The sequence below is a fragment of the Thalassotalea marina genome, from assembly GCF_014656435.1.
Classification (GTDB): Bacteria; Pseudomonadota; Gammaproteobacteria; order Enterobacterales; family Alteromonadaceae; genus Thalassotalea_C; species Thalassotalea_C marina.
In genome coordinates, this window is record NZ_BNCK01000007.1 from 210,251 (window position 1) to 226,280 (window position 16,030).

Sequence of the window (16,030 nt, forward strand, 5' to 3'; positions counted from 1 at the left end):
ATTTCTCTGTCGAATTTAAAAGCCGGGCACTATACCCTAATTAATTGGCTTGTACCAGATTCGTTAACGTCGACAAAATGTTCAAAATGAACAGCATTTCTAGTCGATTGTTTAACGCTATATAATTTGTCATCGGCCTGTGCGATAACCTGCTCTATATTGTATTTCGCTTGTGGTAATACCTGAATGGCACCAATACTTACTGTTAAGATAGTTGATGCTTCAGACGACATATGCTGAATGCCCATGGCTGATACGGCATCGGAGCAATCTGCCAATACCGCTTCGACCCGAGTCCCTTTCACCACCGGGATATAAAAATAAAATTCTTCGCCGCCACAACGATAAATTTCTCCGCCAACATCAAACAATACGCGGCGAATACTATTGGCGACTTTTCTTAATACAATATCGCCCTGTTGATGGCCATATGAATCGTTATAACGCTTGAAAAAGTCGATATCAATAATGCCTAGTACCAGCGGCTCTTGATGTTCACGAGCAAATATCCACTGGCTTTCGCTATCTATTTGCCACTTACGGCGATTGGGCACTTCCGTTAAACTGTCGAAATGGGCAAAACGCTCTAATAGTTGGCGTTGTCTGATAATTTCTAAATGAGTATTTACTCTTGCCCTAACAATACCGGAGTTAAATGGCTTTTGAATATAGTCACAAGCGCCTAAATTTAAGCCTTTTTGCTCGTCTTCTGCACTTTGCAACCCAGTTATAAAAATAACCGGTATATGTTTTATGCTAGGCTCTTTTTTTAACTGTTGAATAAGTTCAAAACCACTACATTCGGGCATAACTACATCAAGCAAAATTAAATCAGGTAAAATATCTAACGCGATCTTTAACCCTTGTTTTGCTTGTTTGCACACCACGACCTTGTAATTTTCTTTAAAAATTGATGCTAACACCTTGAGGTTGGCGGTTTCATCATCAATGCACAGCAAAGTAAATTGTTTGTCGGTGGCACGGCGATTATTCACCTCAGGTTTGATTTCAACCATTAGTCTTTTGTCTCAACGGCCAATTGCAATTCCATAGTTTCGATAAGCGACAACGCGTCATCAAACTCAAAATCTGCAATTGAATGATGTAAATCTTGCACCGACTGGTAGTACGGTGTGTGTCGGGCAATTGATAACAACTTTTCAGATGTTTCTTCCGCTAATATATCGGCAGAAGCCACTAAGGGCTTTAAACGACTTAACAATATTTTAGCCTGTTCACTATCCAGATCATTTTCCATGCTTGTTACAACATCAACTTGATAAATATGATTAAGTTGTGCGATCAGAAAATCCAGTTGTGTTGTCGCATCATTAAGTTTTATCTCAATTTGCGCGCCATTAATTTTAATTTCTTCTTCTAACATAGCGGCCGCTTTAGCGAGTTCAAAAGCGCCGATGTATTGCGCCGTTGATTTTAATGAATGAGCGGTACGATACAGTTCCTCTGTGACTGATTGTTGATACAGGGTGGTCATTAACTGCGCTAAATTTTGATACTTTTTCCAGAAGTCTTTGATCAGCTGCAATAACAAACTCTGCTTACCCTGTACTTTATGCAGAGCATCGTCGATGTGTAACGCAGTTTTGTTACGCAACTTTTGCAACTGATTGTTTTCATTTTCGATTTTTGCATCTTCTGTAACTTTTCCCGAACTTTCTAGTGCAACATGACTTTGTTCAACCATTAAAAATCGACACAAGGTTTGATATAAGGTTTCTGGATCTATGGGTTTGGTCAGGTGATAATTCATCCCCGCGTCAATGCTTTTTTCAACATCGCCTTCCATCGCATGAGCGGTCATCGCGATAATAGGTAATTCGGTATTTTTTAATGAATGGCGTATTTCGCGTGTTGCCGTTAACCCATCCATCTCTGGCATCTGAATATCCATTAACACGATATCAAACTTTTGCTTTCCGATACGATCTAAAGCGATTAAGCCATTTTCCGCACAGGTAATTTGAATATTTGTATCTTGCAAAAATTCTTGCGCAACCTGTTGGTTTATTGGGTTATCTTCAACTAAAAGAACGGAATATTCACTTAAATTGGGAATATCTACTTGGTAATCTGACTCCATGACAGCCACTTGATGATTTTCCTGACTTAAAATTTCGACAATAGTATCAACTAAAGTGGACGGGTTAATAGGCTTTTCCAAAAATTGTTCAATGTTACTGCCCATAGCCAGTTGTTTTGCTTCATCTTTATCGTAAGCAGATACCATCAATATATGTGGCTTTTCCCCTTGGCACTGCAAACTAATTTGTTTTGCCGCTTCAATGCCATCTAAATGAGGCATTTTCCAATCCATAAGAATAAGCTCGTACGGCGTATTGTTACGCTCAGCAGCAATAACTTTATCAACCGCTTGTTGGCCATCACACGCCTCATCGGCAATAATGCCTAGATGACCTAAGGCATCTACAAGTACTTTACGTGCAATATCAATATCATCAGCCACTAGAACCTTTAAGTTTGTTAATAAATTATGGTCAACAATGGGTAAACAAGTGGTTGTGTCTTCTGCCAATTCAAATTTGGCAGTGAAATAAAAGGTTGAACCGCAGCTAGGTTCACTCGTCGCCCAGATAGTGCCCCCCATAAGCTCAGTCAGTTGTTTACTAATAGCTAAGCCAAGTCCTGTGCCACCATATTTTCGCGTTACTGAATCATCCGCCTGAGAAAAAGACTCAAATAATCGAGATTGCTGTTGCTCGGACATACCAATACCGGTGTCACACACAGCAAACTTTAATTCACAGCCATAATTATTCTTTTCGTTTAATGACACGCTAATATGAATTGTGCCTGATTCGGTAAACTTAACTGAATTATTCGCTAAGTTAATAATGACCTGCTGCAACCGAAGTGGATCACCAACAATATATCGCGGAGCATCAGGTGCTATGTCCACAACAAACTCTAAGCCTTTTTCATGTACTTTAAAGGTACATACATTAACAACCCGCTGCATAATGTCAGTCAGCGAGAATGTAACTCGCTCTAGTGATAGCTTTTGAGCCTCAATTTTAGAGAAGTCCAAAATATCATTAATTAAGCCTAATAAAGAGCGTGAGGAATCTTGAATTTTTGAAAGATAGTCACGTTGAACTGAGCTTAAATTAGTACGCAATGCAAGCTGACTTAACCCAATCACCGCGTTCATCGGTGTGCGAATTTCGTGACTCATATTGGCCAAGAAGTTTGATTTGGCTTTGTTGGCTTGCTCTGCTCTTATTTTTTCTGCTGCTAGTTCTTTTGTGCGCTCATGGATTTGCTGCTCTAAGTTGCGGCTATAGCTTACAACCTGTTGATACAATTTAACATTATCAAAAGATATCGCTGTTTGGTTTGCCAATAATTGCAGTACATCAATTCGATTGGGGCTAAATACATTTTCTACGTCGTAATGCTCTAAATAAACAATGCCTTTTAGCGTGCCTTTTACGATACTCGGTAAACACAAAATAGATTTAGGGCGATGTTCACTAAAATAAGGATCATGAGAAAACTGGTGTTCACGCGGATTTACTATTTGGTGTTTTGAGGTACGAGAAACGTAATTTATTAAACTATAGGGCAATTCGACATTAGCCCAACTTTTTCCATCACTACTTACCGTGATCTCTGGCGCTAAAATACCATCACTTTGCAATAATAACGTGCCTTTTTGTGCGCCAGAATTTTCCATAATCAGCACCATCATTCGATGTAAAAAGGCTTTTAAATCCACTTCTCCAGCAAGTGTTTCTGACGCTTTAAGCACCGAAGCTAAGTCTAACGTTTTTGCCGGCTCTACGGCATTTCTTACTTCAAGAGCTCGCTCTGACGACTGGTGATTGCCCGAAATTTGTTTTTGCAGGTCAAGCAAGTTAGCTTTATGGTTGGCTCCCCAATCAAGGTAACTTTGATAAGCCTCAAGAAAGTATTCTTGAGCCATAGCTGTTTTATTTTGACTTTGCCAATATAGACCCGCTCGCTCTGCTGCAATTGCTTGATACTGAGTAAATCTCTCTTTTTTTGCTTGCTCAATTGCTTGTTGATACTTTTGCCAGGCACTTGCGTCCTGTTCAATCGCTGCAATTTCAGCATCGATTAACAGCAACTTATGTTGATAATTTTTTGGAGAAGCGAGCGCCCAGGTGAAAACTTTTTCTCGATATTCCTTTAGTTGTTTTAATAACTGTTGCTGCTGTTTTTTATTAGCACTGTTTGACTGAATGTAAGCGGCAGTAACCAGCGCGGCAGTAACAAAAAACTCGGCAAAGTGTGCTAACGATACCGCTACATTAGCCAGTGGTTCAGCTTTGTTTACATAATCAATTGCTTGATTAACATCACCTAAAATATAGGTCAGCTGTGCTTTAACAACATAAAAGCTAAACTGAATCGTCACATTATTGGTTTCAATAAGTTGAGGTAGTACTAGGTCTTCGTTAAACCATTCCCCCACTAACTTGTCGGCTTCAAATTTTGGTTCTCTTAAATTAGCGACATACTGCTGCCACACTTGCGCAAACGTAAGTTGATAAACCTGCTTTTTATCTGCCATCGATTTTAGCAAGTGATGATTGGTTTTTAATATACGCTGAATATTATTGCCACTAAGCACTGAGTGGATACACACAAATAGTGCCGAGTGAAAAGCATATTCTAAATTGCCAATTTCCAAGCCATAAAAATAGTTATTTTCTAAACGCTTTAGCGAGTTTCTTAACTGTCCCGTCCAATGAAATACCGAAACATTGTTTACAAATTCAATCTCTGCCGATAAATAAGGGGATGGAAATTGCTGCTGGCACTGCTCAGCCAATTTGGCAAATTCTCTACCTTGTGAAAACTGACCAAAAGCACCACAAAGCAGCAACGCATGAGTTGCAAACAAGCGGCCAGAGCCAGCACTAATTCCAGCATTAAATGTTAATGACAACGCGCAGTATGCAACTCGCATGTAATCAACAGGGCCAATTAAGTAGGCTGCTGTTTGAATGGAATTTAATATATCCACTGCGATCAGATCTTCGGCTCTGCGCATTGCCGGTAGCTGCAATAGATCGGATACAGATTTACCTTGATAATGCTGCTCTAGCGCCAAATAACGTTGAAAAATGTCATCGTCATCAGGCAACACGACACCCAGCTCGGCTAATATTTGCTGCCCAAGTTCAAATGCTTCAACCATTCTGTTTTGTGCGATCAGTGCTAACACTTGGGTACGTGTTAATACCGCTTTATCTAGTGCTAATTCAATATGAGGAATACTTTGCTGATAACTGGCGTTGGTTTCTGCAAAATCAAATGTGAGGTAATTAGCCTTAGCTTTTGCCAGTGCCATGTTATAGCTTAATGAATATTCCAAACGCCAATGGTCATTAGGCAAGTATTGTTCGGCTTGTTCAAGGTAAACGATGGCATCGTTGCTGGCATTGGCCTCTAGCGATTTTTCCGCCGCTAAGTAATTTTTTTCCGCCAGTAACAAGTCATCACCTTGTTCAACAAACAAAGAGGCTGCATTGTTGATATGTTCGATGTATTTAAATACTTTTTCAGGTGCATTGGCTAAATAAAACTGAGCAATACGAAAGTGTATATGTGACTTTGCTCTAGGACGAGGTAACAAATAAGCGGCTTGCTGTACTTTATCATGGATAAAACGTACTCGGTCGATGGTATTAACTTGTCCTTCTTGGCTATAAGCCAACAACAACCCAGCACCAACAAGACTTTCGATAGCTTGCATTATGTCGTCATTTGGCACTTCGATCACATGTTTCAATAATGAAACGCTGGAATTTACTCCGATGCAGGCGCCACAGTGCAACACATCTTGCTCTAGATCTGACAAACGTTTGATGCGATTTGCCATCAAGTCGATCACATTATCAGTTACTCTAATGGCGTTAATTTCCTCTAACTGCCAGTGCCAGCGACCTTGTTGATCACAACTCAATAGATCTTGCTCGACCAAAGCTTTAATTAACTGCTGAACAAAAAATGGATTGCCATTGGTCTTTTTAATTAAGACTTTCGCCAATGCTCGAACTTCCGATTTATCAGCATTTATGCTCGCAGCAATAAATTCAGCAATGGCTTTTTCCGGCAGTGGACCTATTTTCTGATGACTGTGAAATGAGGCATAGGCGTCAATGCGCTGTAGCAGAGTATTTAGAGGGTGATCTGTCGCAACTTCGTTATCCCGATAAGAAATAGCGAGGTAAACTCGACCAAGCTCAGCTCTCTCTAAAATTAGCTCTAACAACTGAATAGTTGCTAAATCTGACCACTGCATATCATCTAGGAACAACACGATTGATTTGTCAGTGCGACCTAACGCTTTTAAAAACGCAACAAACGTTTGATTAAAGCGCGTTTTTGCTTCCGCTGGTGGTAAGGCGGTTACCGGTGTTTGCTGACCAATAATAAGCTCTAATTCTGGAATCAAATCCACCATCAGTTGGCCATTTTCAGCTAACTCTTGTTGCAGCAGGTCACGCCAATTAAGCAAACTGACTTCACTTTCACCTAACACTTGCTCTACCCAATCTTTTAACGCCGCGATTAAAGCAAAATAGGCGGTTTTGTGTTGATACTGCTCAAACTTACCGGCTATAAAATAATCCTGATTATCTAATATTGCGCCTTGCAATTCCTTTAATAACCGAGATTTACCTATACCGGAATAGCCACTGATAACACTTAACTGAAAATAGGCTTTTTTCTTAACAATTTGATAACCATTCAACAGCGTTGCTAACTCTTGGGTACGGCCAAACAACTTGTTAGAAAACCTTAGTTGTAATTGCAAATCATATTGGGCAATGGCAAATGGCGGTATATCTTGGTGCAACTCCCATAAACTGCGGCATTTACATAGGTCATTAAATACACCAGACGCTGAACGATAACGAGATTCTGGGCTCTTTTTTAGCAGTTTTTCTATCACATCACTTAATGGTTTTGGTGTTTGACTGACCTCGTCAGCTCTATGTGCCATTTTTGCGATATGGGCGTGAATCAATTCCATTTTATCTTTTGATTCAAAAGGGTAGCGAGCAGTAAATAATTTATATAGACATGCACCAAGTGAATATAGATCTGAGTATTGTGCTACTGGCAAATTAATACGGCCGGTGGCTTCAGGAGAAACAGTCAGTAAACGCTGCCAGCTGTAATCTCCGCCTTTGTGTCGTTTATGTAGAGCTGATACTGAACTTGCTGAGCTTAAATCGATCAAATAACAGGTGAGTGTTTTTTTATCGACCAAAATATTATGGGCCGAGATGCCATTAATAATGATGTTTTTATTATGTAGTTGGGTAATCAACTCACTGAGGTTAATCGCTAATGTCAGTTTGTCCTTAAAGGATAAGGCATCATTAGAGGCCAGTTCATCTAACGAAACCCAGTTACTTTGATAGGGATACACAGCATAACAAAATTGGTGATCTTGATGTCGGTCTACATGTTTAAGTACACCTTCAATATCGAGTTTTGTCGCTAGATCACAGCGATCAAAAAACGTTTGGCCACTTTCAGCAAACGCCCCTTTTTCATACTGCTTAACTAAATAAAGTGACTTATCATCTTTTTGTACTAATACAGTTTTTAATACATCAGAAATTTGAAAAAACTGTTTTACAAACTGATATCCCTGAAGTGAAAACATTTGAGCGTAAACTTCCTGTATAATGGTCTTACATTTTTGCGTTTTTATACTTAACAACAGTTAGTTATTAAGCGCGAACCTAATTTGAATGCAAGCATTTTGCTTTTACAATAGCTCTTCTGTAACCATAGTAGATTCATACATAGCTAACAAGTTTATTGAACAAACTGGCTGAATTTATTCACTAGGCTATAGTTGCATAAGCCTATTATAATTTATTAGTGGCCTCGGTTCGTTATACAAAAGCACAGCAAAGTACTTTGGTAAAACAAAATGTTGGCCATGATAGTAACACATTTGTAACTTTTATGATCTGCAAAGTGTTACTTAAAAAACATGCGAGTTATTGATATCGCACACCTAATCTTTGGATCGAATAATGTTAATACAAAATAAAACGTCGTTTGCAGTTTTGACCGCTTTTGTTTTTTCTTCTCAACTATTTGCTAATGACAGACCAGAAGCCAGCTTAGAACCTGAAGCTTCTGTTTCAGACCAAGATATGGAAATCATTGAAGTATATGCCCAAAAACGCCTGCAAAAAATCACGGATGTTTCAGTCGCGGTAACCGCCTTAAATAGTGATTCAATCACACGCCTTCAGCTGAAAGATACAACCCAGTTGGCGTCACTAGTGCCTAGTATGAAAACCACTAATAATGCTGGAGAGGGTACTCCTCCGGCACTTAATATTAGAGGGGTTGGCATGATAGATTACAACACCTCAACCGTTTCCCCCATCGCTATTTATAACGATGGGGTCGTCAGTGGCAGTGCAAACAACTTATCAGTAAATTTGTTCGATTTAGAGCACGTTGAAGTACTTAGAGGCCCACAAGGTACTTTGTTTGGCAGAAACACCACAGGTGGTGCCATTTTACTGCGTTCCAAAAAGCCAGAAGAAACCTTTGGGGGCTACGTGAATGCCAGTGTTGCTCAACATGACCACCAACAATTAACCACAGCACTAAACATGCCACTCACAGATAACACAGGGGCTAGGTTAGCGGTAAATCATCATGATTATCAATTTTCGACAAACAACCTAATGCCGAATCAACCAGACGGTGGGTTAAAGCAAACCAGTGCCAGATTAATGGTTGTATCAACATTTGATGATTTAACCGCCACGATAAAATTTGAACATGCCGACTGGCGGGGAAAGCCTAAACCTATAGCCAGTAACGGTATTTTAAAAACTGACGGCAGTGGGTTGTGTTCGCCTTCTCAAGCTGGCTCTTCAATGTGCCAGGACCAATTAGGCAACCAAGTAGGTGGCAATGATTTTTGGGATGTAAACGCCGATACTGCCGACCGCACACATGACTCAGAAATTTGGGGTGCAAGTATCACTTTAGATTGGCAGTTATCCAATCAAGTACTTATCAGTTCAATTACCGCCATAAGAGAACTTGATAGATTTCACTCTTGGGACTCTGATGGACCTGCTAATTTTATCGAAGGTACAATGGGAACCGATAATAAACTCTTATCTCAAGAGTTTAACCTTGCTTATGAAAACCAAAATTTGTTTTGGCAAACTGGTCTATTTTTTCTCAACGAAAAAATAGACCAAGACAGCAGTTTTGACCTTGCTCGAGATTTACGAGCCATACCAGCCGCAGCGGCTAACGCACTTAATTTCTTTTATGATAATGAACTAGAAAATGAATCTTGGGCAATTTATAGCCAATTTGACTACCAGTTAAATGACAGTTTTTTGTTCACTGCAGGCTTACGCTTTACCGAAGAAGAAACTCGTTACCATGCAAACGCAGATTTAGATACGGCATTTGGTATATTTCAAGATTACTGGGATATTAGCGGGAATGTAGACGACGAAGAGCTGTCAGGAAAGTTAGCTTTAATCAAAACCCTATCAGCCAATAACAGCCTTTATGCCAGCTATACTCGTGGTTATAAAAGTGGAGGTTATAATGCAGGTTACTCAATTAGTGAACAACAAGCAAAAGATTCAACTTATGCGCCAGAAACATTAAATGCTTACGAGGTTGGCTTAAAACTTAACAGTCCAAAACGAGAGCTTCAATGGCATGTCGCAGCATTTTATTATGACTACCAAGATCAACAAGTATTTGTTAACGTTCCTGACCGTCAGGTTCCCTATCATTTGCTGAAAAATGCAGGTGACTCGATAATCTATGGTTTAGACAGCGAGTTAGTCTATACGCCAAGTTCAAACTTGCAATTTATGCTTAATATCGGTTACTTGCCCAAAGCACAAACAGGCAGCTTTGAGCAAGGAGATTTAGTGGTAAACCAAACACGTTTACCTTTTTCATCTCGCTGGAATGTTAGTACCAGAGCAATTTATGAAACCAATGTTTGGCAGCGTCAGTTGACTGTAGAACTTGCTGCAGATTATCAATCTGACTTCTATTTTGATCAAAATGAAAACCCTTATACAGAGCAACAGGCATATACTGTTATCAATGGTCGGATAAGCTATCAGGCTCACCCTGATCTGCTTCTATCAATTTGGGGCAAAAACCTCACCAATACTGAGTATGCGGAACTCAGATTTGATTCTATTGCGGCACTTAAAGCAGTTACTGAGCTAAAAGGTGAAAGCCGACAGCTTGGCGTTGAAATCATGTATTCTTTTTAGCCTTTTCTATGAATAAAACGACATGCACCTTTAATTAATAAAGTGGCGTGTCGTTTTGTGCTAGACACTGGTAGCGAAACCTTATAACTTAGCTTTTAGTTAATATAAAACAGGATGTTACATCATGGAAAACCGTTCTGCGTGGCAACTTATGTGGCCAGTAGCATTAACCTTGCTTATCCCATTGGTCGTGGCTTATTTTGTTTATCCGGCACATTTGCCTCCAGGGTTTGGCGAATTTCCCCCGACTTTTGGCGGTGAAGTTCCTGGCTTTAGCCTACCTTATTTTCTGACGATGGGCGCCTGCGCGCTTTTCATCACTTGTTTGATTCTATTCCCAAAATGGTTTGGCTTTAAAGGTGAAGCCCCAAAATCTCGCCCAAAATCTACCGCTAAACTACCTTGGTGGTTTTATTTAGGTGGTGTAGTTATGGGGTTTTTCTGGTGGTTAATGTGGACTAGAGAGACGCCATTTGGCAGTTTAGTATTATGGTCTTTTACACCATTATGGTGGGGTTTTATATTCTTATTGGACGGTATTGTTTATCAGCGAAACAATGGCGCATCGTTATTTTCTGAAAAACCCAAGTTATTATTTATTAGTGCAATTGTCTCTATTATAGGCTGGGCATATTTTGAATATTACGATTACTTTGTGCTTGGCAACTGGTACTACCCCAATGCAAATCATGTCGGTTGGTCTAGAACCACCATTGTCATTGAGTTTCTCATTACATATTCAACCGTAACTCCAGTATTGTTGATTTGGTATAACTTGCTTAATACCTTTCCTAAACTGGTAGCTCGCTATCAAAATGGCCCGAAAATGCCACTTAATGGCAACCATCTTATTTTCATCGGTGCACTGTTAATTGCAGCCATGGTTTATTGGCCATTTAAGCTATTTTGGGTGGTATGGATTGGTCCATATGCAGTAATGACAGGCATATTGATGCGAAACAACATCTGGAATCCTTTTACCGATATAGCTAAAGGTAACTGGAGCGCTGGTGTTTTGATCGGTGTTTCATCACTGCTTAATGGGTTTTTCTGGGAAATGTGGAATTATGGTTCCAGTAACCCCAATGCTGAGCCCATTACTAACCCCAATTATTGGATCTATAACATTCCCTATGTAGATGTTATTCATGTATTTTCTGAAATGCCTTTACTCGGTTATTTTGGCTACATACCTTTTGGAGTTTTGGTTTGGCAAGTCTTTATTTGGAGTGGCAAACTATTCAATTTTGACACTGAAATCCTGATCCCGCCTAAAGAAAATTAAACATGTTAAAACCTGTTGTTGACCCTTTACCTTCATGGCAGGAAGGTAAAGTGAAACAGAGGATCATCGAGTTTGTTCAACAAGTTACCGATGAATCCTCTATTCATTATGTTGTGCCCGAAAACAGAATTGCCACCTTTGATAATGACGGAACGCTTATGGTAGAAAAACCAGTGATGGCACAAGTAGCCTACTTTAAGCGCAAGTTACTCAATGCAGAAGTGATCAATACCAAAAGTAAATGGCTGCGCATTGCTCACTGGATAAAATCACTGTTTTTTGATCTTTTTGGTTTTATACGATTATTGTTAACCTTGTGGCGTCGAGGTATGACAACGGAACAATACAGGGCTTCTGTGGCTCGTTGGATAGCCCAAGCAAAACACCCTAGGTTTGGTAAAAAATATACCGAGCTGGTCTACAAACCCATGTTAGAAGTATTGCAATACTTTGAAGCTAACGATTTTAAAAATTACATTGTCACTGGCAGTACAGCAAACTTTGTGCGCCCTTGGTCACAAGATGTTTATCAAGTTTCTGTGAATAGAGTCATAGGCAGTAGCTTAAAAACTAAATTATCTTTACGCAGTGGGCAGCTCGATATCATGCTTGAGCCTTTGCCATTTTCGATAGAAAACCGAGCAACTAAAGTACTGAGTATTGAAAGGCGTATAGCAAAACGCCCTATCGCAGCTTTTGGTAACAGTTATGGAGATGTCGACATGTTAAGGTGGACACGCAACAGCCATAGCTCACTTTGTGTATTGATTCACCATACTGATGCCGAGCGAGAATACGCGTATAGCCCCAATACACGATTTTGTTTTGGTACAAATACATTGGATTACGCCGAACAACTACAATGGCAAGTGGTAGACATGAAGCAAGACTGGAAGACAGTCTTTTGATTTCTTTAACAATAAATTCGACCAATTAGTCAGAAAGAGCTATTACTCTAATATTTTATTGTGTTATTATTTCGCCTGTAACATTAAGTTCTTAATAAGCGATGTATAATATCGTTGCTTGGTCGCTCGCATAAACAACCAAGCATCCATGTTACAAGTGAAATTAATTAACAAGGAAGAAAGGTTCCCCTATGTTTGAACCAACTACAATTTTGGCGGTATTGGCTACCGTATATGTGTTATTGATTCGTGTGAATGCAAAACACAACTAATTGCCACTAAAAAAAGCAGCTCAAGCTGCTTTTTTTATATCTATAAATTTCAGATGTAAAAAAAACGAACCCTAAGGTTCGGTTTTTTTTATTTACTTTTAACTAAAGTACTTTTGCAATTGACTGTGCTAAATAGTCAACATTGCTATTGGCAATACCTGCAATACTCATGCGGCTAGAACCAACCATGTAGATACTGTATTCATCTTGTAATTGCTGAACTTGTTCAGGTGTAATACCTAAAAATGAGAACATACCTCGTTGACGTGTAATAAAGCTAAAATCACGTGTAACGCCATTTTCTTTAAGTTTATCAACAATTAATTGACGATTACCGTTAATTCTATCGCGCATCTCTTTAAGTTCAGCAAACCACTGGTTGCGTAACTCATCAGAGGTCAAAATAGTTTCAACGATTGCCGCACCGTGAGCTGGCGGCATAGAGTAAATTACACGTACAACGTAAAGTAATACTGAGTAGGCAATATCAACCGCATCAGAAGATTTACCAACTAACGTTGTTGCACCAATACGTTCACGGTACAAACCGAAGTTTTTAGAACATGAGCTACAAACGATCATCTCTTCAACATGTTCAGCTAAGTGACGTAAACCAGAAGCGTCTTCTTCTAAGCCATCACCAAAACCTTGATAGGCCATATCAACAACAGGTAAGAAACCGTTAGTTTTAGCAACATCAGTAATTTGATGCCATTGTTCAGTGCTTAAGTCCATACCACTTGGGTTATGACAACATGCATGAAGCAATACTGCATCATCAGCACTAACTTCTTTTAACGCTGCTAACATGCCATCAAAGTCTAGACATTTGTTTTCATAGTCATAATAAGGGTAGGTTTTTACCGTTAAACCAGCCGCTTGAAACAAACCAGTGTGGTTGGCCCAAGTTGGGTTACTCACCCAAATTGTAGCGCCTGGTTTACATGACTTGATAAATTCTGCTGCGACACGTAAAGCCCCTGTACCACCTGGAGCAGATACTGTGCGAGTACGGTTTTCATTTATTACTTTATGCTCACCAAAAATGAGCTTAGTCATTTCATCATTAAATAACGGTGAACCCGTTGGTCCAATGTAAACTTTGGTATCTTCATTATCGTTGCGATACTTTTCTGCTTTCTTTACACAGTCGAGTACTGCAGTGTGTCCAGCTTCATCTTTATAAACACCAACACCCAAATCAATTTTCTTTGGATTGTTATCTTCACGATACTTAGCTAATAAACCTAAAATAGGGTCGGCAGGCAATGCCTTTAAGCTACCAAACATGTCTCCATTTACCTTATTAATGAGTGAGATTTCCCCCTATTTACGCCGTCGTAAAAAGAGGCTTGCAAATCCCGAAATGTAAAGCGCAAGCATAGCTGCTATCTATGCAAAGTTAAAGCAATTTACAGCAAAAAAACGTCAAGCTTTTAGTCTATTTAGCACTACGAAATATTGAACGGAAATTTCAGCGAACGTTAACGCAAAAACAGCACGTTTTTATTTACAGCAAAATGTAAAAACAAATTCAGCTAAAATACTAAAAACTACCGCTAACTGCAGCTATAAGGCCGATAAGTCCACCAAATACTCCGCCCCATACCACTAGCCAACCTAAATGTTTGCGTATCATTTTCTGAACAATTTCTTTCACTAACTCAGGTGTTAATTCATTCAGTCTTTTTTCAATAATGTCACTGACTTTTTCTTGCATACCAGCAATAACATTTGGTTGCTCTAATTCATTGCGAAGAATTTCGTTAAATTGATCACTTTGCGAGATATCACCGACCGTTTCTTTCATCTTAACAATAAAAGGTTCACGCATAGGTTCAAGTGCCTCACGGCCACCCACCATAGCTAACATGCCACCAAACGACGATGATTCTATTACGTCAACCAAGTTATCAAATGCTGGTGATAAATCGACTTTTTCAATCACAGGTACTAAATCTAAGGTACTTGCTTTTCCTGCACTGTCAGACAAAAAGCGATCAATATTTTCTTCAGTAAAAAATTGCTCCATCATTAATTGTTTGATACCTAATTTGAACTCTTCAAAACGTGCAGGAATAACGCCAGAGCCATATAAAAACGGAACTTTCTCAAATAACATATGCACTGCCAGCCAGTTAGTAATCGCACCAGACAAGGCAAAAATTCCCACAGTAAAAAGCACTGGCATCGCCATAAAATAACCAACTAGCGCCAAACCTAATGCTAAGGCATTAGTAATTAGATTTTTATTCACTGTTAACTCCGCGTGATAAAACTCAATGAATTTTGCAACAAGTGTATCAAGACAAAGGCATTGCGCCAATATAGTAAAGTGCGGTAATGTGGTTAAAAACAATAGTGATTTTAGAGCCTTATATGAAAAAATTTGCTTTAGTGGCCATGCTTTGCGCGTCAAGTTATGTGCAAGCTACTGACTCGGTCAATCAAGAAGAGTGGCGTCAATTGTCAGCTGAAAATGTGGTAGTAATGACGTTACCGCACGGCAATGTGTATATCGAATTAGCTCCACAGTTTTCGCCAAAACACGCTGAGCGCTTTAAGTCGCTGGTACAATCTGGTTACTATGATGATGAAAAATTCTATCGAGTAATCGACGGGTTTGTTGCGCAAGCGGGCCCGCAAGACGGCTCAGACAAAGACAAACAAGTGAAAGCACTGACGATGGAAGATGAATTTTCAGTTACGGATCAGTTTTCTTATACTCTAGTGCAAAAAAATGACATGTTTGCTCCACAAACGGGTTTTAAAGATGGTTTTGCGCTTGGGCATTCACCTGATGAGAAAAAGGCATGGATGTTACATTGTCCCGGTGTTATTGCCATGGCAAGAGGCACAGAGCCTGATACCGGTTCAAGTCACTTTTACATCACCAATGGTCAAGCGCCGAGATACCTAGATCGCATTATGGCGGTATTTGGTCGTGTTGTTCATGGCATGAACCATGTACAAGCTATTCAACGCACTGCAGGCATTGAAGGACAAGATAAAATTGAAGCTGCAACCTTCACACCTATGGTCAAAGTACGCATGATGAGTGACCTACCCAAAGCAGAGCAAATTCAACTTCAAGTACAAAATACTGACAGCCAAGCTTATACAAAAAGCTTAGAGGAGCGACGAAACCGCAGTAGTGCGTTTTTCTATAAAAAGCCAAAACCAGTGCTCGATATTTGTCAAACGCCAGTTAACACTCGAATTGTAAAATCCTAACCTAAACTACAG

General features: G+C 39.6%; 8 protein-coding genes. 4 read left to right on the forward strand and 4 right to left on the reverse strand.

What is annotated here, in order from left to right:
- Positions 1-29: 29 nt before the first annotated feature.
- Positions 30-1,016, reverse strand: a complete 987-nt coding sequence (locus IE199_RS15680; RefSeq protein ID WP_189772408.1) for a GGDEF domain-containing response regulator — start codon at positions 1,014-1,016, stop codon at positions 30-32.
- Positions 1,016-7,690 carry an ATP-binding hybrid sensor histidine kinase/response regulator gene (locus IE199_RS15685; protein WP_189772410.1) on the reverse strand — a complete coding sequence of 2,225 codons (6,675 nt, stop codon included), beginning with the start codon at positions 7,688-7,690 and terminating at the stop codon, positions 1,016-1,018. Before IE199_RS15685 ends, IE199_RS15680 begins: the two co-directional genes overlap by 1 nt.
- A 379-nt stretch (positions 7,691-8,069) precedes the next feature.
- Here IE199_RS15685 and IE199_RS15690 point away from each other — a divergent pair, with 379 nt between their 5' ends.
- From IE199_RS15690 to IE199_RS15700, 3 genes are all read left to right on the forward strand, one after another.
- Complete coding sequence (locus tag IE199_RS15690; RefSeq protein ID WP_189772412.1) at positions 8,070-10,319, forward strand: TonB-dependent receptor; 2,250 nt, start codon at positions 8,070-8,072, stop codon at positions 10,317-10,319.
- A gap of 124 nt (positions 10,320-10,443) precedes the next feature.
- Positions 10,444-11,604, forward strand: a complete 1,161-nt coding sequence (locus tag IE199_RS15695; protein WP_189772414.1) for a mechanosensitive ion channel protein MscS — start codon at positions 10,444-10,446, stop codon at positions 11,602-11,604.
- 2 nt (positions 11,605-11,606) lie between these two features.
- On the forward strand, positions 11,607-12,512 hold the full coding sequence (locus IE199_RS15700) for an HAD family hydrolase (protein ID WP_189772416.1): 906 nt from the start codon (positions 11,607-11,609) through the stop codon (positions 12,510-12,512).
- Positions 12,513-12,886: 374 nt separating this feature from the next.
- Here the strand turns inward: IE199_RS15700 and IE199_RS15705 are convergent, their stop codons facing one another.
- Both IE199_RS15705 and IE199_RS15710 read right to left on the reverse strand, forming a co-directional pair.
- A complete protein-coding gene (locus tag IE199_RS15705) occupies positions 12,887-14,074 on the reverse strand; it encodes an amino acid aminotransferase (protein WP_189772418.1) in 1,188 nt (395 codons plus the stop codon).
- A 256-nt stretch (positions 14,075-14,330) separates the two neighbouring features.
- Complete coding sequence (locus IE199_RS15710) at positions 14,331-15,041, reverse strand: DUF445 domain-containing protein (protein WP_189772420.1); 711 nt, start codon at positions 15,039-15,041, stop codon at positions 14,331-14,333.
- 86 nt (positions 15,042-15,127) lie between these two features.
- Here IE199_RS15710 and IE199_RS15715 point away from each other — a divergent pair, with 86 nt between their 5' ends.
- Positions 15,128-16,018, forward strand: a complete 891-nt coding sequence (locus tag IE199_RS15715; RefSeq protein WP_189772422.1) for a peptidylprolyl isomerase — start codon at positions 15,128-15,130, stop codon at positions 16,016-16,018.
- The last annotated feature ends 12 nt before the right edge of the window (positions 16,019-16,030 follow it).